The 24,067-nt window shown below is 42.6% G+C and carries 18 protein-coding genes and 1 pseudogene; 9 read left to right on the top strand and 10 right to left on the bottom strand.

Annotated features, from left to right (window positions below; translation table 11 throughout):
- Positions 1-34: 34 nt before the first annotated feature.
- Positions 35-370 (top strand): hypothetical protein, encoded by a 336-nt coding sequence (locus LC653_RS32475; RefSeq protein ID WP_229498718.1) that lies wholly within the window; start codon positions 35-37, stop codon positions 368-370.
- 930 nt (positions 371-1,300) lie between these two features.
- Positions 1,301-3,766, top strand: a complete 2,466-nt coding sequence (locus LC653_RS46480; protein ID WP_267923266.1) for a bluetail domain-containing putative surface protein — start codon at positions 1,301-1,303, stop codon at positions 3,764-3,766.
- 129 nt (positions 3,767-3,895) lie between these two features.
- Here the strand turns inward: LC653_RS46480 and LC653_RS32460 are convergent, their stop codons facing one another.
- From LC653_RS32460 to LC653_RS32430, 7 genes are all read right to left on the bottom strand, one after another.
- Positions 3,896-4,426: a GNAT family N-acetyltransferase gene (locus LC653_RS32460; RefSeq protein ID WP_229498717.1), complete on the bottom strand. Its 531-nt coding sequence runs from the start codon at positions 4,424-4,426 to the stop codon at positions 3,896-3,898.
- A complete protein-coding gene (locus LC653_RS32455; RefSeq protein ID WP_229498716.1) occupies positions 4,423-5,778 on the bottom strand; it encodes a UDP-N-acetylmuramoyl-tripeptide--D-alanyl-D-alanine ligase in 1,356 nt (451 codons plus the stop codon). The genes LC653_RS32460 and LC653_RS32455 overlap by 4 nt, the downstream gene beginning before the upstream one ends.
- A gap of 119 nt (positions 5,779-5,897) precedes the next feature.
- Complete coding sequence (locus tag LC653_RS32450) at positions 5,898-6,344, bottom strand: tellurite resistance TerB family protein (protein ID WP_229498715.1); 447 nt, start codon at positions 6,342-6,344, stop codon at positions 5,898-5,900.
- Between the two features lie 177 nt (positions 6,345-6,521).
- Positions 6,522-6,659 (bottom strand): hypothetical protein, encoded by a 138-nt coding sequence (locus LC653_RS32445; protein WP_167407653.1) that lies wholly within the window; start codon positions 6,657-6,659, stop codon positions 6,522-6,524.
- Between the two features lie 657 nt (positions 6,660-7,316).
- On the bottom strand, positions 7,317-8,237 hold the full coding sequence (locus LC653_RS32440; protein ID WP_229498714.1) for a histone deacetylase family protein: 921 nt from the start codon (positions 8,235-8,237) through the stop codon (positions 7,317-7,319).
- A gap of 176 nt (positions 8,238-8,413) precedes the next feature.
- Positions 8,414-11,050, bottom strand: coding sequence for an EAL domain-containing protein (locus tag LC653_RS32435; RefSeq protein WP_229498713.1), 2,637 nt, complete (start codon positions 11,048-11,050; stop codon positions 8,414-8,416).
- Between the two features lie 734 nt (positions 11,051-11,784).
- Entirely contained in the window at positions 11,785-13,590 is a 1,806-nt protein-coding gene (locus LC653_RS32430) for a ShlB/FhaC/HecB family hemolysin secretion/activation protein (protein WP_229498712.1), read from the bottom strand.
- Positions 13,591-13,771: 181 nt separating this feature from the next.
- Between LC653_RS32430 and LC653_RS32425 the strand changes: the two are divergent.
- Positions 13,772-14,461: pseudogene (locus tag LC653_RS32425) on the top strand (RNA-guided endonuclease InsQ/TnpB family protein); the annotation flags it as partial.
- Positions 14,462-14,513: 52 nt separating this feature from the next.
- Here LC653_RS32425 and LC653_RS32420 read toward each other — a convergent pair.
- Positions 14,514-16,289, bottom strand: coding sequence for an SWIM zinc finger family protein (locus LC653_RS32420; protein WP_229498711.1), 1,776 nt, complete (start codon positions 16,287-16,289; stop codon positions 14,514-14,516).
- A gap of 753 nt (positions 16,290-17,042) precedes the next feature.
- Here LC653_RS32420 and lpdA point away from each other — a divergent pair.
- The 4 genes from lpdA (at position 17,043) to LC653_RS32400 (ending at position 21,240) form a co-directional block, all read left to right on the top strand.
- Entirely contained in the window at positions 17,043-18,467 is a 1,425-nt protein-coding gene (gene lpdA / locus LC653_RS32415; RefSeq protein WP_229498710.1) for a dihydrolipoyl dehydrogenase, read from the top strand.
- Between the two features lie 97 nt (positions 18,468-18,564).
- The gene (gene trpC / locus LC653_RS32410; protein WP_229498709.1) at positions 18,565-19,455 is read left to right on the top strand and encodes an indole-3-glycerol phosphate synthase TrpC; all 891 of its coding nucleotides are present in this window, start codon (positions 18,565-18,567) and stop codon (positions 19,453-19,455) included.
- Between the two features lie 247 nt (positions 19,456-19,702).
- Complete coding sequence (locus tag LC653_RS32405) at positions 19,703-19,954, top strand: DUF5340 domain-containing protein (RefSeq protein ID WP_190914598.1); 252 nt, start codon at positions 19,703-19,705, stop codon at positions 19,952-19,954.
- Between the two features lie 617 nt (positions 19,955-20,571).
- Positions 20,572-21,240, top strand: coding sequence for a carbonic anhydrase (locus LC653_RS32400; protein WP_229498708.1), 669 nt, complete (start codon positions 20,572-20,574; stop codon positions 21,238-21,240).
- Positions 21,241-21,419: 179 nt separating this feature from the next.
- On the opposite strand, the gene LC653_RS32395 is transcribed toward LC653_RS32400, so the two are convergent.
- Complete coding sequence (locus LC653_RS32395) at positions 21,420-21,578, bottom strand: YqaE/Pmp3 family membrane protein (RefSeq protein ID WP_229482592.1); 159 nt, start codon at positions 21,576-21,578, stop codon at positions 21,420-21,422.
- 141 nt (positions 21,579-21,719) lie between these two features.
- Positions 21,720-22,067 carry a translation initiation factor gene (locus LC653_RS32390; protein ID WP_229498707.1) on the bottom strand — a complete coding sequence of 116 codons (348 nt, stop codon included), beginning with the start codon at positions 22,065-22,067 and terminating at the stop codon, positions 21,720-21,722.
- A 270-nt stretch (positions 22,068-22,337) separates the two neighbouring features.
- Between LC653_RS32390 and trpB the strand changes: the two genes are divergently transcribed.
- Both trpB and LC653_RS32380 read left to right on the top strand, forming a co-directional pair.
- Positions 22,338-23,573: a tryptophan synthase subunit beta gene (gene trpB, locus LC653_RS32385; RefSeq protein WP_229498706.1), complete on the top strand. Its 1,236-nt coding sequence runs from the start codon at positions 22,338-22,340 to the stop codon at positions 23,571-23,573.
- Positions 23,574-23,688: 115 nt separating this feature from the next.
- The gene (locus tag LC653_RS32380; RefSeq protein WP_229498705.1) at positions 23,689-23,934 is read left to right on the top strand and encodes a hypothetical protein; all 246 of its coding nucleotides are present in this window, start codon (positions 23,689-23,691) and stop codon (positions 23,932-23,934) included.
- Positions 23,935-24,067 lie beyond the last annotated feature (133 nt).

Here is a 24,067-nt window from a genome sequence, read left to right as displayed (position 1 = left end):
TTCTTAAAAAGCTAACACCTATCCCAACAAATTAATGCTCGATTTAAACATCTTAACTGAGTTCTCTCGTGGCAATTGCGTTAGTATTTGTACATTTCTCGTACCAGCGAACTTACTTGTCACAATTTTAACGATGAGCCTGGTAGCGTTACGTCGCCCATCGTATCAAGTGTGGCAATCTGCTGGAATTGCTAGCTTTTTCGCTTCTGTAATGATACTGCACGTATATACTTGGTTCATGATTGGCGTGGTGATGGCTCCTACTTATATCTTGATGTGGCTAGCAATTACCTGTTTAGTAACTAATTTGGCAGCAATTCTTTTTCAAAGACGCTACAGTAATAACCCTAGTCTTTCCAACAACGCTTGAAATCTACACCTACTCTCCATCGTACTATTTCTCAAACTCGCTATTGCAACTGGTGCATAGACGCGTCTTAGCGGCTTGTCGTTAGACATCGCTCTCCAAATTTTAGATTTAAGACGAGTTGACGCTATTGGTTACAGCCGCAATCACCCGATTAATGCTGCGTCGCGTAAACTAAATCTCAACTTCGTCTTAAACTTACTTTACAAACAGCTTTTAATATCATTAATATATTTCTAACTAAATCTGTATTTTTGCGGTTGTGGGTACAAATCGCGTTATCCAGAACCCTTGTAGAGACGTAGCACTGCAACGTCTCTACATTCTTTTTTGGAGATGTCTAATATTTAGCGAGTGGGTTTGAAGGATGTTTTTTACGTTTAAGGTTTACCTTTTGCGTAATTATTCTCATAGTGTAAGAGCTAACTTTCATACTAATTGGCTGAAGAACCCAATGATGTGATCTACAACATTGACTAATAAAAATTTTTGAGTATATTATCTTTTCAATTGCTGATATAGCAGTTCTCGTTTACGTGAGGTACACCCGTAGGGGCACGGCATGCCCATTGGTGTCAACTTAACGTGAAACCCTTGTCAAGACGTGATATTCAGTTCTCTGGCTTCCCATCACGACCCGCGTTACCCCACCCTAACCCTCCCCTTGTCAAGGGGAGGGAACTGCATTTCTTTTTCCCCCCTTTCTAAGGGGGGATTAAGGGGGGTAAAACGCCTGTGCATCATGCATTTGAGCTTAAGTTGACACCAATGGGCATGCCGTGCCCCTACACCTTGCGATTAATTTTGTACCGCACCTGAGTGGGAACCGCTATACAACAGAAATACGTTTGATAACCTGCCATGAGTTTCGACTATCCACACTTTAATACTGTAGTATGGTAATACAGATAATTAATAGAGGAACAGAAGTGTATGACATCAACCACAAATTATACTTACGATGCCAATGGCAAACTTATAGCCCAGAGCATAGATAGCAACAGTGATGGGATAATAGACTCAGTTATTACCTACAATTATAACCTGACATTCTCTAGTAATTACTCCAACCGAGACGGTAGCTATAATTATTCTGTAACAACTTATACTTACTATGCCAACGGCTATTTAAACAAGAAATCCGATAGCTCTGATTACAACGGCGACGGTATCGGTGATAGGTTTGAAACCTCTACTTATGATGCCAAAGGCAAGTTGATATCCTCTAGGGTTGACACTAACGGCGACGGCATCGCTGATTATCTCTCAACCTCTGCTTATACTTATGATGCCAACGGCAACCAGACATCCTCTAGCTATGACAGCGACGGCGACGGCATCGTTGATAAACGCTACTCAACCTCTACTTATGATGCCAACGGCAAGTTGACATCCTATAGCGAAGACACCAACAGTGACGGCATTGCTGATAGGTTTGAAACCTCTACTTATGATGCCAATGGCAAGCGAACATTCTATAGTCTTGACAGCAACGGCGACGGCATCGCTAATTATGTCGAAACTTCTACTTACGATGCCAATGGCAACAAGACCGCCGAAAGTCGTGACAGCAACGGCGACGGCATCACTGATTATGTTGAAACCTCTACTTATGATACCAATGGCAAGCGAACATTCTATATTCGTGACACCAACGGCAACGGCATCGTTGATAGGGTAACAACTTATACTTATGATACCAACGGGAACAAGACATCCGAAATTCGTGACTACAACGGTGACGGCATCACTGATTATGTCGAAACCTCTACTTATGATACCAATGGCAAGCGAACATTCTATAGCCAAGATGACAACGGCGACGGCATCGCTAATGATGTTATAAGCTCTACTTATAATGCTAATGGCAACAAGACGGGCGAAAGGCGTGACTACACTGGTGACGGCATCGTTGATTATGTCGCAACCTTTACTTATAATGCCAATGGCAACCAGACATCTGAAAGCTATGACTACACTGGCGACGGTATTGTTGATAGGATAACAAGCTATACTTATGATACCAACGGCAACCAGACATCCTATAGCTATGACTACAACGGCGACGGCATCGTTGATTATGTCAAAAGTTTTACTTTAAATGCCAATGGCAACTTCACATCCGAAAGCTATGACCAGAACGGCGACGGCATTGCTGAGACAGTCACTACCTATACTTATGATGCCAATGGCAAGTTGACATCCGAAAGCCAAGACAACAACGGCGACGGCATCGTTGATAGGGCAACAACCTATACTTATGATGCCAATGGCAAGTTGACATCCGAAAGCCAAGACAACAACGGCGACGGCATTGCTGAGACAGTCACTATCTCTACTTATGATACCAATGGCAACAAGACATTCTATAGCCAAGACAACAACGGCGATGGCATCGCTGATTATGTCCAAATTTATATTTATGATGCCAACGGCACCAAGACATACGAAAGTCCTAACAACAAAGACAATCTCACAGTTCTAACCGAAATATATGGACGCACATCCGCCAGTTATGACTTCAACAATGATGGTGTCATTGATGCGGTTGGCATTTACAGCTACGATTTTAGCGGCAAGCTGAAATCGCAGGAGATTGACAATAATAATGATGGCATCATTGATGAGCTAACTGCTTACAGTTACGATGCTAATGGCAAACTAACTGCACAGGTAGTTGACAAAAATAATGATGGTATCGCTAATGAGATTACCACTTACAACTATAATGCCAATGGCAAACTGACTTCCGCAGATATTGATAATAATCATAATGGCATAATTGATGCAATTGCTACTTATCTGTATAATGCTAATGGTCAACTGATCAGCACAACCACCAACGATGCAAATGTAGCAAACAAAACCTTAAAGGGTGGCAATTGTGCAGATAAACTCATTGGTGGGGTTGGCAATGACAAAATTTCTGGTAAAAACGGCAACGATCAACTATTTGGATTAGCCGGAAATGACAAATTAGTTGGTGGTAACGGTAATGACATCCTCAACGGCGGCGCTGGTAATGATATTCTTACAGGCGGTAATGGCGCTGATAAGTTTGTATTTAACAGCCTGAGTGATTCACTGCTGTCTGCCTTTGATAGAATTACTGATCTCAAGATCGGTGAAGATAAAATTGATGGTTTGAATGCAGTTTCAGCCGCTAATTTGGTTCAACTTGGCACTGTTGCAAGTCTGAATCTTTCGGATTTACAACAGATATTGACTGCAACTGCTTTTGTGGCTAAAGGTGCGGCAACTTTTACCTTTGGTACAGGCAATAATGGACGGACTTTTTTAGCACTTAATGATAGTACAAATGGATTCTCTGCTCTCACGGATGCTGTGATTGAGATTAGTGGTTACAAAGGCAACTTAACTAACTTAGCCATTGTCTAAGTTTAGTTACTTCAAAAAATTTGCTGGTATTGGAGGGTTACACTTACTAATAAATTAGGAGAGATGAGAAAAAGCGATCGCTTGCAGGTAAAAAATCGGTTAGGCTATCCCTACCTAATTGACGCTTCTTCATTCATGCTCAAGGATGGCATATAGCCAAGAGTCTCGCCATTCTCCCTTAATCCAATGGTGTTCTCGCAAATACCCTTCCTGCTGCATTCCAATTTTTTGCATAACTCGTGCTGAGGCAATGTTTTCTGGGTGACAAGTCGCAAAAATGCGATGTAAGCCTAACTCCTGAAAACCAAATGATACAACTGCTTTTACAGCTTCAGTCGCATATCCTTGTCCCCAAAATTCTTTACTAAAACAGTATCCAATAGAGCCTATTTTGTTATCAGTATCTAGAGTAGAAATTCGACAAATACCAATTAATTGCTTTTGGGCTTTTAAAGTCACTGCCAAGGCAAAATGCTGACGGGGTTCTTCCCCTTGCAATAAAATCTCTTTTTGCAAAAAATTTTTGGTATCTTCTTCGCTATTAGGGCCAAAAGTCAAATAACGCACAACTTTAGGATCGCTAGCGTATTGATGAACCGCTTGCCAATCTGATTCTACAAAGTCTCGCAGTATGAGACGTTGGGTTTCTAACGGTATCATCTGGAAAATTCTGCACGTAACTGATTGACTACCCGATCTAGTCCCACGGAATGGGCAGCTTTGAATAATAAACGATCGCCTGCTTGCACAAATATCTTCAACCTAGCCACCAAATCAGCATGAGTTGCAAAGCACTCCGATGGAATACCTTCGGCACTAAGAGCGATCGCTTCGGCATCTTGTCCATCTACCAAAACCAACAAGCCGTCTAAATTCAACTTTTTCACTGTTTCTCCCACTCGCTGGTGCAACTGCTGCGATCGCTCTCCCAATTCTTTCATTGCACCCAATACGGCAATCTTCCGCTTTCCGGGTGTCTCTGCCAATAATTGCAACGCTGCAATCATCGCTTCTGGTGCAGCATTATAAGTTTCATCTAAGATTACCACATCATTGGGTAAGGTAAATCGCTGCGATCGCCCTGCGGGCATATCCACCATCACACCTGCTTTGAAGCTTGCCCAATCGATCCCCAACACCTTTGCAACCGCTAAAGCTGCCAAGAAATTAGTCGCATTGTGACGACCAGGTAAAGGTAGAGGTAGTTGGATTCCTCCAACTTCCACCTGGTCGTTATCAATTAACTGCCCTTGGATATCCCCACCAGAAAAGCCGTAAGTTAAAACTTCTCCGTGCCAAACTTTCGCTGCTGTGGCCATTAATAAAGGATTGTCGTGGTTGAGAATTGCCACACTATCAGCAGCCATTTCGGCTAACAACTCACATTTGGCTTGTGCGATAGCTTCTTCCGAACCCAGTAACTCAATATGTGCCGTCCCCACATTGGTAATCACTCCAATTGTTGGACGTGCTATTTGCGTCAGTTCGGCAATTTGTCCCTTACCCCGCATCGCCATTTCAATCACGGCGTAGTCATCTTCTTTGCCAAGTTCTAGAAGAGTTTTCGGGACACCGATTTCGTTGTTGTAATTTCCATAAGTTTTGTGAACTCGTCCCTTTGTTCCTAAAACTGCCGCAATTAATTCTTTAGTTGTAGTTTTACCTACGGAACCTGTGACACCAATTACAGGAATGTTAAAGCGATCGCGCCACCATCTGCCAATTTTCTGATATGCTTTTAGGGTGTCTTTTACTTGTAATACAGGAAGTCCCGGATTTTCGTATTCAAAATCCACAATTGCCACTATTGCACCCTTTGCGATCGCAGTTTGCACAAATTCATGTCCATCAAACTTATCGCCTCGTAAAGCTAGAAATACTTCACCCGGCTTCAGGGTACGGCTATCTGTTTGTATACCGCAACTTACTTGTGTTAAAGCAGTTTTAGATAAGTTTACAGAACTGGCCAAAAGAACTTCAACCAGTTGGGTTAGGGTAGCAGAGCAACGCATAAGTAATTTACAATTTAAAGTTTAAAATTATAAAATCGAATTATGACATAATACTGCATTGAACAACAAGATTTGCGATTCTTGAAAAAGGCGCGAATCTAAGCCTAAGTTTTATCGCCTTATGCCCGGTTTTTAATTAAGATTACTTGCACAATTTGTATTGCTATCTCGCTAGAAACACCTAAAGCTTGATATAAATCATTTAAGAAGTTTTTTTCTTCTTCAGTTACGATACCTTCAGCTAGAACTAGATCGGTAGCTACTGCAAAGGCTGCTTCCCGCAAGTCTTGAGATAGAGAATCTTTGGCTGCATTAAATAAAGTATTGAAGCCATCCCCTTCGAGAATGCCCAAGATTTTCTCAAACAGCTTGTTCATCATCTCATGGGGATAACTTTTAAAAAGTTTCATCCGAGACAGCACAAAAGTGATAGAATTTGCCTGCTCAACAGAAAGATAACCGTCTGACGCTGTTGCAGCCAAAACAATGACAGCAAAAGCTTCCGCTGGATTGAGTGCTGTTTGGGTTTGGCTTTCTGTGCCCAACACAGCGTCTAATAGACCCATTGTAGTAACTCCTTGGTTAGAGCCTCAATAGCGCTACAGTTACCTGTGTGTTTGGTAGATTTACAGGCAAGACTGCAACACTATGAGACTTTCATGCTTTAGTATTCCCAAGATTTGTTCATGGCGAACACTTGCACCCAATGGCTTTTGGCAAGAAGTACACTGCCATTTGTAAACTTAGCGTTCTCCTGCCTTTTCTATTGTTTCAATTACCGCCAAACCTATACCAGAAGCTGCTATTAACAGTACTACTGATATCAAATAGGCGTTGGTTAGCATCCGTAAGGCTTCATCGAAAAAAATGTAGGTGGTCATTGCTTCACCTTTTTAAATTTGTGCTGCTAGTACTTTTTATTTCTCCACACACCGATAGGTGAATTTCGCCGAGAAACTGCTAGCAATTGCATCTTAACAAAACTTTAGCTGTTTCAGAACAACATTCAAACTTTTTATTTCTGAAGATTTGATGAATTTTAGAAAGCCTTGGTAAAAGAAATTACTTAGGTTGATTTTAGAGCAAAAGTTGTGTCACCCTAATTTTACGTAAAGATAGTTGTTAAATTAGTCAACTAACTCACAAATAATCGTGACAATAAGTATGCACAAATTGCCTATTTTTGCAGACTATGTTGTGAAATCCAAAAGAAAGATACAAGAAAATTCCCGGTTTATTAGAGAAGTCGGGAATCTGAGCCACAAATCAAACCACAACGCGGAGTCATTAGTTATTAGTCATTAGTCATTAGTCCAAGAGATACCACGCCCACTCTTTAACGTGGTTTGAAGTAATCCGATGAAAGACAAAGTTTTTCTGCCCACCCAACGACTTGCTCAGGGCATGGCAACCGACGGGGTATGCACCAATGGCCAATGACTACTTAATCAATATCAATAGGATTATTATGATCTTAGTGGATATACGAAATTTACTCAATCAGGAATTGGGAGGTTTTACCTAAAAAAAAGAAAGTCTCAAAGTAAACAATGTTCAATTGTCGCTATAACTGATTGAGAAAGAGAGTCAAAGTCGTAACCACCTTCTAAGCCAAACAGAATTTTACGAGTTATCCCTAGACAATAATCAGTAAATAAAGCGTAGTCTTCTGGCTGCAAATTGATACTTGCCAAAGGATCTGCGGCATTGCCATCATAACCAGCACTTACAATCAGCAAATCCGCCTGAAAGTTAGCTAAAAAGGGTACGACCTGTTTTTCAAATAGTGGCTGATATACTGCAATATCACTACCAGGGGGTACAGGTAAATTTAATACATTATTATGAAAGCCGCGTTCTGTCGCTCTTCCAGTACCGGGATAGCAGGGATACTGATGTAGTGAACAATAGGCGATGCGTGCTTGAGTTTCGACGATCGCTTGAGTACCATTACCGTGATGTACATCCCAATCGAGGATGGCGACGCGGTTAATTCCGGGTTGTTCGAGGGCAAATAAAGCTGCGATCGCTGCATTAGAAAATAGGCAAAAGCCCATCCCCGCATCACTTTCTGCATGATGTCCTGGGGGACGCGCCAGTATAAAAGCTGGATTAGCCGACTTTAATACAGCCTCAACACCATCCAACCATGCACTGACTGCCAATAATGCCACATCATAACTGCGAGGGGAAACTGGCGTATCTCCATCCAAAGGGCCGCCGCCACTAGAAGCGATTTGCCAAAGTTTTTTGATGTAGGCTGGGCTATGTGCTCTAACTAACACAGACATCAGCGATGGCTGTTCTGATGTTGGTGTGGGCGATCGCCAGTCAATTTTATCTGCGAATGTTGCTGCTTTTAGGGCAGTGGCGATCGCACTTAAACGTTCTGGTCTTTCAGGATGGTATTTTCCAGTCTTGTGATCTAAAAATTCGTCGGAATAGATGACTGGCAGCATAAGACGAAAAAGGTTGACAGCAAGACAATCAATGCTATTGTATCGTCACTTGTACAAACAGTTTTTCTTTAGTACTAGTACAGAACGAAGTAAATAGAGCAACCATTTAAAATTCTTCAATAGCTTATTCCATAATACTTTTGAATGCGTGAATGCGTGACTTCCGCCTTGCGGTGCTAGAGCGTTGGTCGTTTACTTTCGAGGATTTCAGTTGCTTTCTGGACAGAAAGTGGCCGGTAGAATAAAAAGCCCTGTACATCTTCACAATTAATAGATTTCAAAAACTCCAGTTCCTCTACTTTTTCTACCCCTTCGGCTATCAACTTCAATCCCAAGCTGTGTCCCAAGGTAACTATCGCCTTGATAATATGAGCTACTTTGGCATCCTGCGTCAAATATTGAATAAAAGATTTATCTATTTTCAGATTGTGGAGTGGCAAAAGCTGTAGACGCGAGAGCGAGGAATGACCCGTACCAAAGTCATCAATGGAGATGTAAACACCCATCTCCTGTAGATCCTCTAACACCGTTCTGGTAAAATCCAAATCTTCAATAGCTGTAGTTTCCATAATTTCTAATTCTAAAAACTGCGGCTCCAGACCCGTTTGTTCTAAAACTGTAGCTATAGTCTCCACCAATTTGGGTTGGCAAAACTGCTTAAGAGAAAGATTGACAGCCATCATTATGGGTGGAAATCCTGCATCTTGCCAGATTTTATTTTGAATACAGGCTGTCCGCAGCACCCATTCACCGATAGGGACAATTAATCCACTTTCTTCGACCAGGGGAATGAAAACACTGGGTGCGACCAATCCCATCTCTGGGTGCTGCCAACGCAATAGAGCTTCCATACCAGTAATTTCTTCTGTGGCAATGTTTACACGAGGCTGATAGTACAGCGTAAATTCATTGCGTTCTAGGGCATAGCGCAAGCTCTTTTCTAAAGTCAGGAGTTCAGGATTTTTCGCACTCAGGGAAACACTGTAGAATTGGTAGTTATTCCGCCCTTTGTCTTTGGCGTAATACAAAGCGGCATCTGCGTGCTGGATTAGTGTTTCGGCGTCAGGACTGTTGTTATCAAGCAACGCAATACCGAGGCTGGCAGTCACATAAAGTTCATGCCCTTGGAGATGGAAAGCATCCTCCAATGCTTGTAATATTCTATACGCCACCAGTGTTACCTCTTGAATATCATTGACTCGCGGGAGTAAGATAGTGAACTCATCACCTCCCCAACGGGCTATAGTGTCTCCGCCTCGGAGTGAGTCTTGTAATCTTTGAGCAAGGCTTTGTAACAATTGGTCTCCCAGAGTGTGCCCCAGAGTGTCATTAATCACTTTGAAGCGATCCAGGTCAAGGAAGATCACAGCTAAACTTTCACCATTCCGAGTGGCGTTGGGGAGAGTTTTATTAAGCAGCTCATTAAATAGTAGGCGATTGGGCAACCCTGTCAGCATGTCATGTAGGGCTTGATAGCGAATTTTTTCTTCTACTTGCTGACGCTGCCGTGCACCAATGATACTGGCAGCCATCGTCAAAAGGGTAGATTCTTCGTGCTTTGACCAATGACGCTCAAAGGTGCAGTCTGCCAAGCCAAGGTAACCCCAGAACTCTTTTTCCAAGCAAAGAGGTACCAGGAGAAGGGATTGAATGCCATCTCGAATCAGGAATTCTTGTTCGGCGGCAGGAAATTGTTGCGTGAGTCCGCTAATCGACTGGCCGCTAGAGAGAACAGCGTACCAACGAGCTAATCCAGAACCTTGATAAGGCTGATTCTGCCAATATTGGTAAGTAGATTCAATAGAAGGATGTGTCCATTCAAACCGCAGGCTGACTGCTATTTCCCCTGTAGCAGGATGAGGATGGTTCTGAAAGAGATAGGCACGATCTGCTTTGGCAGCTTCACCCAATACAGCTAGAGCTAGATCAATACCAGTTTCGTAATTCATTTCTCTTAGCAAATAATTTGCGGCTTCTGCAACTGCCTGTAGCAAGCGATCGCGCTGACGTAGTTCGGCTGTAGCTTGTTTTTGCTCTGTAATATCCCTAATAATAAAAGTTCTAATTAAATCACTTTCAGGTAAGTAGAGAACGGATTGTTCAAAAACTTCTGTACCTACTTCTACTTCCCGCACAAAAGAATTTTTTTCTAGATTCTTAACTGTACTCAGGAGTCCTGTTAAAATCGGGTGTTTTATTCCAATTTCCCTAAGTTTGGGAAACTTGAGAGTTGCGGCTGGATTAAGATAAGTGACTCTTCCCTCCAAATCCATCTCAATGATTGGATTGGGGATAAGTTCAGGGAAGGATGCTAGGCGAGCTAGAGCAGACTCACTAGCTACTTCAAAGCTGGGATCGATAGCTAAAGTTTGAAAAGGATTGGCAGGACTGCCTTGCTCTGATAGGAAACCAGATAAGTCTTCAACATCAAAAGATTCAGAAAATGCTTCTTCTGAAATGTTGGAAATAGCATAATATTTAGCTTGAGCTTGATTACTGCCAAAGGCAATGACATCTCCATTTCTGAGATTATGGGAGAAGCATTTAGTGCCATTGACAAATAAGCCATTAGTACTCCCTTTCCCTTTATAGTTGCCATCAATAATCTGGAAGCCATATTGATCAGTCTCTGGAACAGTTACTCGCAATAAAATTGCATGTTGCATTGATACTGACCGGGAAGACAAGATAATAGTGTTTGCGGGATGCCGCCCCAGAGAATAAGTAGTCTCTCGCAAGGGGACAGTTTGCCGGCCTTGCAGGTCTTGGATGACCAGCAGATGGCGTATTTTTTCCCGCTCGTTTCCTAGCATGGCTGTTCCTCAAATTCTCATATTTTTATGTCTTAGTCTGAAAAATCCTACTCCCACAAGTTCCAATACCTAATGAGATGACTAATTGTTCAATCAGTTTTACGGTAGAAGTTCTAGCTGTTTTCTCTACTCATACATAAGTTCTAAACTTCCCCTCTTCGTCCATATCATCTAACCTTGTCTTTCTTAGGATACCCAGAATAAAATCAAACACTGAATAGAACACATGGTATATTTGCGGATTTTAATTCTGAGTGGTGAGGAAACTCTGAATTAAATAACGGGCTGATTTTTATTTTTTAATCAGTCAAATAGTTCTGTTTTACGGAATTTTGCGAAATATAGCAATCCGATTTGATTTCTGAACTTCTTTGCGTGGTGCGCGTTCGCGTTGGCGAACGCGAGTGCGTGTCGCAGACAAGCCTCTCCGTCAGGAGAAGCGTCTCGCAGAGAAGCGCAACGCAAGCGCGATAGGCAGGGAGTAGGGAATCAGCCTTTTCGAGTTGAGGGCGAGTTTTTTCACGCAATCAAATAGCAGTCCTATAGATTAGAGCAAGGCAGGAATTAAATTAATTGGGCGCATCCCACTGGGGAAAAAATATCTGAGCATTTGAAATCGCACGCCAGTTGCTTTAATGGAGCAAGAACCCTGGTTGGCGCAGCCTATCGTAGAGAAGGAGATTGACATCCTCTCATCGCTAACCCTGATGGATGTAGCCAGAGATTCCTAAATTTTAAAAAGGATTATAAAATAAGCTAAAATACAGCCCGTTTTCTTGTAATGTTCTATCATTCGAGTTAACAGATACTAAAGGAATGCCCCAGTCAAGACGAACGGTAAAGCGATCGCCTTGTGACCAACGCAACCCCAGACCAACAGCAGCTAGAGTATTAGGGTCGGGATTCTCGCTACCAGAACTGTTCCAGCCAACACCAAAATCCACAAACGGGATAACCTGTAATATGCTATCTATCTGGGGTAAGCGCAGAATCGGTACTTGAACTTCCGCAGAAACAAAAGTGCCATTATCTGTTAGCAGGTAATCTTGACGGTAACCCCTAACGCTATCCTGTCCACCTAAGCCAATTTGCTCTATAGGTAATAGTGTTGTGGATGCTAGTTGCGTATTTAAACGAAATAAAAGTAAGGTTTCAGGAGCTAAAAGGCGTACCCACTGCGCTTGCCCTTGCCAAGCAAAAAAACGGCTATCGGGAAGATCCTGATTAATCGTGGCATTCAACACATCTATGCCCAAACTGAATTGAGAGCGTAGAGCAATGACTTCACGGCTGTTACGATTCGTCCATTCTTGAAAAAATCGCAAGGCAGATACCCTGGTACGTCCCTGTTCATCAGATCCAGGCGAAAGGCCAGAGGGGGGGGACTCAAATTCTGGGCTCCACGAGATATCACTTTCGCGTCGGGAAGCTGTTAACCCCAAAGCGAATTCTTGTCTAGGAGTTTGGATTATTGGCTGGCGGAATGTCAGTTCGTAGTAGCGAGAAGCCGATTCGATATCTAGGAAGTCGAAAGGAGGCTCAATAACATTGCTTGACGTAGTGCCATAGTTAAAGGTAAGCGTTCCGTTGCGGGGATTGAGAGGCAATGTGTAACTAGCGTCAAAGGAGTTGCTACCATCAGTGTTGGTGTATCCTAAACTCAGACTATCTCCAAATCCGAGTAAGTTGGCTTCATTCAATCGTAATCCACGGCGGAAACTGCCAACACTAGGCGATCGCCCATTATCAAGAATTATTGGGCTACTAAAGGTTTTTGCCTCGCTGATCTTGACTTCTAAGAGACTCTCACCAGTCCGCGATCCTGCCGAGAGTTCAGCAGAGACGTTTTGAATCAAAGGATTAAGTTGTAAAAGTTGTAGTGCCTCTAGTAGACGTTGCCGATTCAGAGGTGCTGATGTAGCTATTGCTAGTCTGCTGCGGACATAATTCGGATTCAACCGCCGAGTTCCAGTTACCAGGATATCTTCTAATTTACCTTCGACCACCTGAATTTTTATAACACCGGATTGGATTGTTTGGGGTGGGATATAAGCACCAGAAGTAATGTAACCATTTTGGACGTATAAATCAGTAATTTTAGAACGTGCTTGATACACTTGGGTCAGTGAGATCGGTCGTTTGGTAAATTCAGCAGTGGCGAGGGCTAACTCTTCGGGACTGAAGACTGTGCTACCAACAACTTCAAACCGTTCAACAACAATATTTTGAGGAAAGTTGCCAGGGAGTGGTTCCTCAGGTGTGATTGGGGCAGAGGGTGGAAATAGTTCTGCTGGTGGGGGAAGTGGCTGTGGTAGTTCAGGTGAGGGAATTGGCGAAGGTAAGGGTGGTTGGACATCCTGTGGTTGGACATCCTGTGGTGCTGGGAGTTGTTGTTGTGACAGGATGAAATTACTAGTTGGTAATTGTGTAGTATCAACAGCTTGAGCTTTCAGTGGACTAGAAGTTATGCTGCCAAGTAATAGAAGCATACTCAGTGGTAAGCAGGACACTATAAGATTCAGAGGATATTTATCAATCATCGCACCGGGCTATTTTTTGTCAGAAACTATGGGATTATACGGCGACTGTTTCAGATGTGAATCTTACTTCATCTTTTGTCACTAAAGTTGATATTTTGGGCAAATTTCAATTTAAAAGCTAAATCAACTGGTTATTGCAGACTTAAAAGCATTAATGGTGTTCGATCTGCATTAGGACTTACGCAGTGAAAACCTGAATCCTTTAGTTGGGTTAGATGTTGGCTTAACTCACTTCTACACAGATTCAGATGGCAACAAAATAGATAATCCTCGTTTCTTGCGTCAGTCTAAGAAAGCACTAAAGAGATTACAAAGACAAGTATCCAAAAAGTTCCGCAAGGGGAGCCAGCGCGTTGTGGGGGTTTCCCCCGTTGTAGCGACTGGCGTTCAACCACAATCTAATAACTACAAAAAAGCTAAAGAGAAATTAGCAAGAATTCACTTGAAAGTCAGTAGGCAGCGTAAAGATTTTGCTGTGAAGTTAGCAAAATGCGTTATTCAGTCGGCAGACTTGATTGCTTATGAAGATTTGCAAGTGCATAATCTGGTCAAAAATCACAAATTAGCTAAAAGTATTGGGGATGCTGCCTGGTATCAGTTCCGATGTTGGCTTGAATATTTTGGAAATATTTATGGCAAGGTAACTGTTGCTGTCCCTCCTCAATATACCACCGTCGATTGCTCATCTTGCGGCAGGCAAGTCAAGAAAACTCTTAGCACTCGTACTCATAAATGTGTTTGTGGTGCCCAGTTATGCCGAGATGAGAATGCAGCACTGAATATTTTAGCTAAATCATTAAGAACGGTGGGGCACACCGGGATCTACGCTTGGGGACAGAACGACCTCTGTCTAGACTTGGAAACAAGTTGAGATAAGTCGGCTGGATGAACCAAGAATCCCACGGCTTCAAGCCGGGGGAATGTCAATTCATATCCTTTTGCTGAAACATTCCCATCAATTTACGTTTACGAGCGTGGGTTTGCATCAAGTTTTGACGATAGCTTAACCAGTCAGCTTTATTTCCAGATTTCAAGTAGGCATTACGTGCCTTTTTCAACCATTCAACTGCGTAGTAGTAGTATTCGGCTTTACCTGCATCTATAATCTTTTCGGCACGGCGACGAGCATTAGCAATCACCCAATTAGGATTGTGAGGGATAGCAGCATCCATGACTCGGTGAATCAATTCTGAATTATAAGAACTTAGTTCACTAGCGATCGCAATTGCATCATCAATTAGCCCCTCATGCAAGAATATATCCACCTTGGCTGATTCTGTTCCCCCACCACTATCAGTACGAATAATTCTCAACAGGTCTGTTTTGACACTTTCCCAGTTTCCCCCAGCCAATTCTGCCATCTTTTGGTAGTCAAAAAAGGAGGGTTTCACTTGAAAAGCCGCCTTGATTGCTAATAAAGCAGCTTTATGATTACCTAACTCAACAGCCAAATCACTTGTCCAAATCCCCAATTCGTACTGACAATTACCCGGTAAATTTAATCCACTCTGGGCTATATCTAGTGCTTGCTGTAATGCTCCTTGAACGCTTAGTGTTTTCGCTAGGGCAAAAGCCTCTTCCATTGAGTTCATCTGGGTTTGAGCAGCATCAATTGCTTCTTCTACCCTGCCTAAACGCCCTAGCATTGTCAGATACTGCTGGGTTTGTCCTTCCGCTTCTGCTAAATATAAGTATTCTGGGTAACGTTCTTGACGTTCGAGGATTTTTAGCCGAATTAGTGCCAAATCATCCGCGTAGTCTGGCACGTCTTCTTCCCAAGCTCCCCTTTCGGTAATATTACCTTGGAGAACTTGCACCAGTGGTGGATAATCCCAACCTTGGCGTAAAGCTTCCATAATCATGCCAAAATCAGCATTCCACTCATCTTGCCAAGCTTCTAAATTTATTTGAATATCAACTTTTTCTTCTGGGGTGAGTTCAGCACTGAGAATTGCTTCACACCAGGCATTATTTAATTCCCCGATAAGTTCATCATTTTCGGCACCGTATTCTGCAACATCATCCCAATTTTCCACACAGGTAGAGGTAATCGCTTCTAAAATAGCGATCGCATTTTCACCCTCTCCCCGTTCGCTAAAATCTACCGCAGTTTGCACTACACTCAGCAATTCTTCACCAATTGGATCTTCTTCGTACCCCTCCTCAAAGTAGCGCACGGTATTCTTGAGAATCTGCCGTACTTGCCGCCGAAAGGGAGCTGGATCAATAGTGATGTGGAGCACAGGTTTTGTGTTTTTTTGCTGGGTAGCAGGATTAGTCATCCAAGCTACATGGCGATCAATCGCCTCAATTAGTGGTGGGTATTCTTTTACCAACTCTTGCAGCAGTCTTTGAGTTTGGATATCATCCAGGTGATTAAGTAGTTCTTCTAGAGTGGGGCGTTGTTCAATGTTTTCTGGGTTACGCGCACAAACAAGCATCGTCGCTACAATGTGTTTGCACCACCCGTCAAAGTTGTAGGCACAGGTGCAGTTGACTGAGGTTAACCCACTGCTATCGAAACTCAGGTTGACATGATAAGGTTTAGCTTCACTGCCTACAACATCTGCCTGAAGCAGATCACCACGTTGGGTAACTGTATTGACAGCACCAGCCTCATAGTATGCCTCGCCCCGTTGGAAAGATTTGGCGTTGGCATGACGGCGGATAGTAAATTCACTAATTTGGGGAATAGACATCGAGCGATCGCCTGCGTAAATCTTCTGGATGAATCCTAAATCCAGCTTAGGTGTTAGGCTAACGTACTGTAAAGAAATTCAAAGTTATGGGCATGGGGCATTGGGCAGGGGAGAATTAAATAATTCGTAATTCGTAATTCGTAATTCGTAATTAAGTTTTGTAATGGAGATTTAACCCCAACACAAAACAAAATTTTTATAGAACCGGGGACTTAAACCCACGGACAGGAGTTAAAACTCGGAATTTTCCGAATTCTATCCGAATTCAAAAAGAATCAGTGAAGTTTAGGTTGAATTGAAATTTTACACCATTGCCAACAACCGTCTCAGAATGCTAAAAGCAAAGCTTTGAGTCCACTTAAGTGGTAGCTCAGAAAGAAATCTTTGGGCGGGCAATGGTGCTAATGGAGAATGGTGCAAGATATCAGTTGAATTAATAATATGAAATTAAAGCTACATATCAGCTTGACAGGGCTACCCTCAGTCCTTTTGTAGTATCCAAAAAATAAGTATATATAGATTTGACTATAATTACTGGAAACATCCATATTTTCGTCAAAAGCGAGTGAATCATAATTTGAAGCAACACCCGAACCTGAAATTAGTAAACAGTCAGCAGTGAACAGTTCTGATGGTCTATGGTGAGGGATTTAGAGTCAAGTGATAAAACTGATAACTGATAACTGTTAAAGGGGTTGCGCTGATTGTCGGTCAAGTTGAGAATAAATAGGCGAAGCACACGGGGAAACTAACGTGAGTCAAGAATTTGATTACGATTTAGTAATTATCGGCGCTGGTGTAGGCGGGCATGGCGCAGCCTTACACGCCGTAAGTTGCGGTCTGAAAACAGCGATTATTGAAGCTGCTGATATGGGAGGAACCTGTGTTAATCGGGGCTGTATTCCTTCTAAGGCGCTACTGGCAGCATCTGGACGTGTGCGGGAGTTACGTAATGCCCACCACCTCAAGTCACTGGGAATTCAAATTGGTAGCGTGGAATTTGATCGCCAAGCGATCGCTAATCATGCTAATGATCTCGTCTCAAAAATTCAAGGCGACTTAACCAACAGCCTCAAACGTCTAAAAGTCGATATTATCAACGGTTGGGGAAAAATCGCTGGGGCGCAAAAAGTCTCTGTTACCGGAGACGGCGGTGAAAAAACCGTCACAGCTAAAGACATCATCCTTTCCCCTGGTTCAATTCCTTTTGTGCCTCCAGGGATTGAAGTAGACGGAAAAACTGTCTTTACCAGCGATCAAGGCGTTAAGTTGGAGTCGCTACCAGACTGGGTGGCAATTATTGGCAGTGGTTACATCGGCTTAGAATTTTCTGATATTTACTCAGCTTTGGGTTGCGAAATCACCTTGATTGAAGCCCTAGATCAGTTAATGCCAGGATTTGACCGAGACATTGCCAAACTTGCCGAACGGGTACTGATTACTCCCCGCGATATTGAAACGAAAGTCGGGATATACGCTAAAAAAGTCATCCCTGGTTCACCAGTGGTGATTGAATTAGCAGACTTCAAAACTAAAGAAGATGTAGATGTCATCGAAGTAGATGCTTGCTTGGTGGCTACAGGACGCATCCCAGCGACCAAAAATCTTGGTTTGGAATCTGTGGGTGTGGAAGTTGATCGGCGGAATTTTATCCCGGTTGACGATCGCATGGCAGTACTATCAGTCGGTGAAGTAGTGCCGCATTTGTGGGCAATTGGCGACGCTAATGGGAAGATGATGTTGGCACATGCGGCTTCTGCTCAAGGCATCATCGCCGTAGAAAATATAGTTGGGAGGGAAAGAACAGTAGATTATCGCAGCATCCCGGCGGCGGCGTTTACCCACCCAGAAGTTAGCTATGTGGGCTTAACAGAAACCGCAGCTAAGGAGTTAGGACAAACCGAAGGGTTTGAAATCGCCACAAGTCGGAGTTACTACAAAGGGAATTCCAAAGCGTTGGCAGAAAATGAAGCCGATGGTATTGCCAAGGTGATATATCGCAAAGACACCGGAGAAGTCTTGGGCGTTCACATTTTCGGACTGCACGCCTCAGACTTAATTCATGAAGCCTCAGCTGCGATCGCAAACCGTCAATCTGTCCAAAGTCTCGCACATCTAGTTCACGCACACCCGACACTTTCGGAAGTGCTAGACGAAGCTTATAAACGAGCCATTTAGTCATTTGTCCTTTGTCATTTGTCCTTTGCTAATAAACAAGGACAAATGACCTCTGACCAATGACCAATGACCAATGACTAATGACAAATGACAAATTATGCAAATCCGTCGCCGTTCACCTAACCCAGCTATTGATGTATCGATATTGCGTTATCAGGCTGTCGTACCTGATGCAGCGCCAAACCACATTTTGGAGGAAATTGTCTGGCAGAAAGAAGTAGAATATGACCAAATGCGGGAAAAAGTTCCTTTGCAAGAATTACGGAAGCAGGTACTGACTGCGCCGCCAACCCGTGATTTTGTCGCCGCTTTGCGTCAAGGTAAGACAAAGCCAGCATTGATTGCCGAAGTTAAAAAAGCTTCACCTAGCAAAGGCGTTTTCCGAGAAGATTTTGACCCAGTAGCGATCGCCCTGTCTTATCAGCAAGGTGGCGCTAGTTGTCTTTCTGTGCTGACAGATGTCAAGTTCTTTCAAGGTAGTTTTGAAAACTTAGCCAAGGTTCGGGCTGCTGTAGATTTGCCCTTACTGTGCAAAGAGTTTATCGTTTATGCTTACCAGATATACTTGGCGCGAGTTCAGGGTGCAGATGCTATTTTGTTGATTGCCGCTATTTTGAGCGATCAAGATTTGAAATACTTCCTTAAAATTGCTAACAACCTGAAAATGGCAACCTTGGTTGAAGTGCATAGTTTGGCAGAACTTGACCGTGTGTTAGCTTTAGATGGAGTCTCCTTAGTCGGAATCAATAATCGCAATTTGGAAGATTTCTCTGTTGACTTGCAAACTACTTGCCAACTTCTAGCTGCAAGGGGTAGCCAATTGCAGGAGAAAAACATCCTTGTTGTCAGCGAGTCAGGACTACACAACGCAGATGATCTGAGTATGGTACTGACAGCAGGTGCATCGGCTGTACTCATTGGAGAATCTTTGGTAAAACAACCAGATCCCGGCGCTGCGATCGCCCAAATATTGCCGAGGAATTTTTGAAATAAACACCTCCCCTACACCCCTGAAACGCAGGGCAACTAACTGCATACAATAGTTGGTAAATTGGGTACACTATGCGTGGACAGACAGCACATTGCTATCAACTATCATCATACCTTTGCCAAATTTTCATTGCTAATCAAATCAAAGCCATAAGCAAGTAGTTATTTGTTATGTAACAATTTATTAACAAAAAACCAACTCTGACTAATACAAAATCTCAAATATGAAATCAAAGTTTAACTTCATGGAGCAAATTCCTCTACCTTCTCCTATTCACTACGAACTTATACTTCAACTTTTAGAAAGACAAACCATGTTAGCTGTAAATGATAATCCAGATTTACGGCATCAGGTAAATCAACTAATTATTACTCTGCGTAAAGCTGCCGTGCAGCAAAAACGCCTAGAAGAAATTTGCGAGTTTTCCTCTATGACTGTTGACCACCGTTGGTCAATCAACCATCATCAGGATAACAAAGTTGTTGCCCCCGATTGAAGCTGATAACTTAATATCTCAGCCTCAGATTTGGCATCTTTGTTAATTTAACTTACCACCATTAGAAAATGTTTCTGTGTATTGAACGAATCAGTATTCAAAACTTCCGCCGCACTTGCTTGACTAAAATGCACAGTTTGGGATGGGATTAAAATGATTCTGCTTACACAATCTCTGCTTTGCAAAAGTATCTATAAATGCTAGATGAGGATTTTAAATCGGTAGTCAGTCTGAACGCTTAAATTATATTTGATAAAAATTTTACTTTATTTAGCTACTTTTCTAAAGTTATACATATAGCAGTTCTCACGAATGGTGCAATACAGTCTGAACCTCACCCCGTATTTGATGGGTGCAAACACTCCCCTCTCCAAAGCATCGGAGAGGGGTTGGGGGTGAGGTTTAAAAATGTACTTTATGCAAATCAGAACTGCTGTAGTTATTTTTTATCTAAATACTAACTCAATTGCTTACAATTTATACAATAATTTTATTAATGCTATAGAAAAAATCTCATCTTTATAAAAATTTTAGATGGGGAAAAGTTCATATTGATTTATAGAAAACTGTAGATCAGCTAAAATATTTATGATATTCTCTCTCGAATTTGACGAAAGATGAAATATAACAGTATTGATGAACTCTTCAGAAATAATCAGGCTTGGGTTGCCGAGAAACTAGCAATAGACCCAACTTACTTTCAAGACTTATCAAGCGGACAAACACCACCTTTTCTATACATTGGGTGTTCTGATAGTCGTTTGGCATTAACAAGTTTTACTCGTACAGAACCAGGAGAGTTATTTGTACATCGTAATATTGCCAATCAGATTTCTCTAACAGATATAAATTTTTTAGCGGTTTTAGAATACGCAATTTTACATCTTCAAGTGGAACACATTATCGTTTGTGGTCACTACGATTGCGGAGGGATTAAAGCGGCTTTAGAGGGGAGAACTATCGGAATTCTTGATAACTGGGTAAATCCAATTAGGGAACTGTATTTACAGAAACAAGAAGAAATTGATGCCTTGCCAACAAGAGAAGAACGTTTGAATCGTTTGGCAGAAATAAACGTTGTAGCACAAGTAAAAAATCTTTACCAAACTTCCATCATGCGTCAGGTACTCTATGAGCGAAAAGCGCCTATGGTTCATGGCTGGGTGCTAGATATAAGCACTGGGTTGATCAAAGATTTGAAGGTATCAACTGTGGAATGGCAATTGCACATTTGCCCCTTGCTTCTAGAGTTTAGACTCTATGCTATGTTAAAAAATGAGAGCTAATCCAGTATTTCTTGACACATAAAAGCCCACATCTTTAGATTCCAGAGCTTTACCCAAGGTAGTAACCTTGCAGATAATTTATTTTCCTCGTTTTCATACTCTGCATGGAAATGTATTCATTGAGGCTCTGACTCAATTTATCACTGTAGGCAGAGCCTTAAACTTACCCCGACGAAGAATTATTTCTTAGCAATTATCCAGACTGCGTGAATAATCCCAGGAATGTAACCAAAAAGTGTCAAAACTATATTAATCCAAAAGTCTATACCAAAGCCTACTTGCAAAAAAACTCCCAGAGGCGGCACGAAAATGGCACACAAAATCCGAAGTAAATCCATTTAAACCTCCTATTAATCTCACAAAAAACAGCTTGTTGGCAAAGTGATTTACCACTGCTCAAGCATATTTGTACCTTTCAAAGATAACATTCCCTCTCTTAATCTAGATCACGGTTGAGATGCGGTAAACCGCACTCAAGATTAGCCACCGCTAATTTTAGCTTTGTAACCTAGTTTGCTCAAAATCTCGACAATTTTTTGCTTGTGTTCGCCCTGAATTTCAATTTCGTTATCTTTAACTGTCCCACCTGTGCCGCACTGGGTTTTCAACTGCTTCACCAAATCAGCCAAGGTTTCTGGTTTGGCTTGAAAACCGCTAATCACTGTAACGGTTTTGCCTTTGCGTCCTTTGCGGGAAGCTTGTACTTTGAGATTTTGCTGTTGTGCAGGAAGTTCTGGAATTGGCCTTTCTGTGGCGGCAAAGTTGTCGTTGCCAAATTCGCGGTAGACAAAGCTTTTGTCAGAAGATTTAGGATTTGAAGAAGACATAAAATGAATATTTAAGAAAAATTTCAAAGGCAGTGGAAACTTCTACGCAACCATTCTGCTGGGATATCAATTTCTAGGCTAACATCACAAATCCATTGCGAGGCATTCAAACTAGTTGGGCATGGGGCACTGGGCACTTGTACTGAGCGAAGTCGAAGTATTGGGCCTTGAGTATCAATGAAGAATTTAGTTTCCAGTCCCCAGGTATAAGCTAGAGATGCCCCAGACTTTCTATAATAATTAAGTCATTCCCGTCATTTAAAACAGCCCGTGACTACCACTCCCTTATCTCCAAATTCAACTGCTCAGGTTCCAGATACGCTAGGTCGCTTTGGACACTTCGGCGGTAAGTATGTACCTGAAACGCTGATGCCTGCTCTTACTGAACTAGAAACAGCTTATCAGCAATACCGTAATGACCCTGGTTTTCAAGCAGAACTACAGCAGTTGTTACGGGACTATGTAGGACGTGCCACACCATTATATTTCGCTGAACGCCTGACTGCTCATTATGCCCGTCCCGATCGCACGGGGCCGCAAATTTATTTAAAGCGCGAGGATTTAAATCATACTGGCGCTCATAAAATTAACAATGCCCTTGGTCAGGTATTGCTGGCAAAGCGGATGGGTAAGCAACGGATTATTGCCGAAACGGGTGCTGGACAACACGGTGTTGCCACAGCTACAGTTTGCGCTCGTTTTGGGCTGGAATGCGTAATTTACATGGGCGTTCATGATATGGAACGCCAAGCTTTAAATGTGTTCAGAATGCGGTTGATGGGGGCAGAAGTGCGTCCGGTGGAAGCGGGAACTGGAACCCTGAAGGATGCCACTTCTGAAGCAATCCGTGATTGGGTGACAAATGTAGAAACAACTCACTACATTCTCGGTTCGGTAGCAGGGCCCCATCCTTACCCGATGATGGTACGTGATTTCCATGCAGTAATCGGGCAAGAAACTCGCGCCCAAGCAATCCAAAAGTGGGGTGTATTGCCTGATATTCTTTTGGCTTGCGTGGGTGGTGGTTCCAATGCGATGGGACTATTCTATGAGTTTATCAATGAGCCTTCTATACGGTTCATTGGGATTGAGGCAGCAGGAGAAGGTGTCAATACTGAAAAACACGCAGCAACCTTGACAAAAGGACGAGTTGGTGTATTGCACGGAGCAATGAGCTATCTTCTGCAAGATGAGGATGGGCAAATCATTGAGGCACACTCAATTAGTGCAGGTTTAGATTATCCTGGTGTGGGGCCAGAACATAGCTATTTGAAGGATACTGGTCGTGCTGAATACTATAGTGTGACTGATGCAGAAGCTTTAGCGGCATTTCAGCGATTGTCGAAATTGGAGGGGATTATCCCAGCATTAGAAACAGCCCATGCGATCGCCTACCTCGAAACCCTGTGTCCCCAACTAACCGACAGTCCCCGGATTGTAATTAACTGCTCTGGACGTGGCGATAAGGATGTACAAACAGTAGCCAAGTTCTTAAATGATGCGTAAATATACTTAAAAAGTTTGGCAAAAAGCAATAATAGATCAACAATTCCAACACTCTATGCTACCGCAACCCACTCACAACGAGTTGGCACGCCAAAATTTTGTGAAAAGTTTGAGAATGCACATTTTCCGGACTATCTCTCCTGGTAATAAAGTACTTTATGAAAAACTAGCCAAGCCGAAGTTTGAACAAGAACATCAGCGTCCTCCCCAGAATCGTTATGAAATTCGGCTGGTGCAACTTACGATCGCGGCGCTTACGTTTATAGTCTGGGTTGGTTGGGGCTGCTTAACGATGATATGGGGCTATCTATACTTCAAAACTATCTCCTACCAGAGTTTCCCGGTTGCTGCAACTAAGTAAGCATTCTTGACACTCCCCGCTCTAAAGAGACGGGGATTCTTTAATCAAAGACATGACTTGCTCATCCAGGATTACTCCAACATGAGTAGAGGACTCATCTCCTAAAGCGGGGAAGAGCATCAAGTGCAAAAGT

This window comes from Nostoc mirabile CHAB5784 (genome assembly GCF_020829645.1).
Taxonomy (GTDB): domain Bacteria; phylum Cyanobacteriota; class Cyanobacteriia; order Cyanobacteriales; family Nostocaceae; genus Nostoc; species Nostoc mirabile.
Note: the sequence above shows the minus strand (reverse complement) of the source record. Positions and strands in the feature narration are given on the sequence as shown.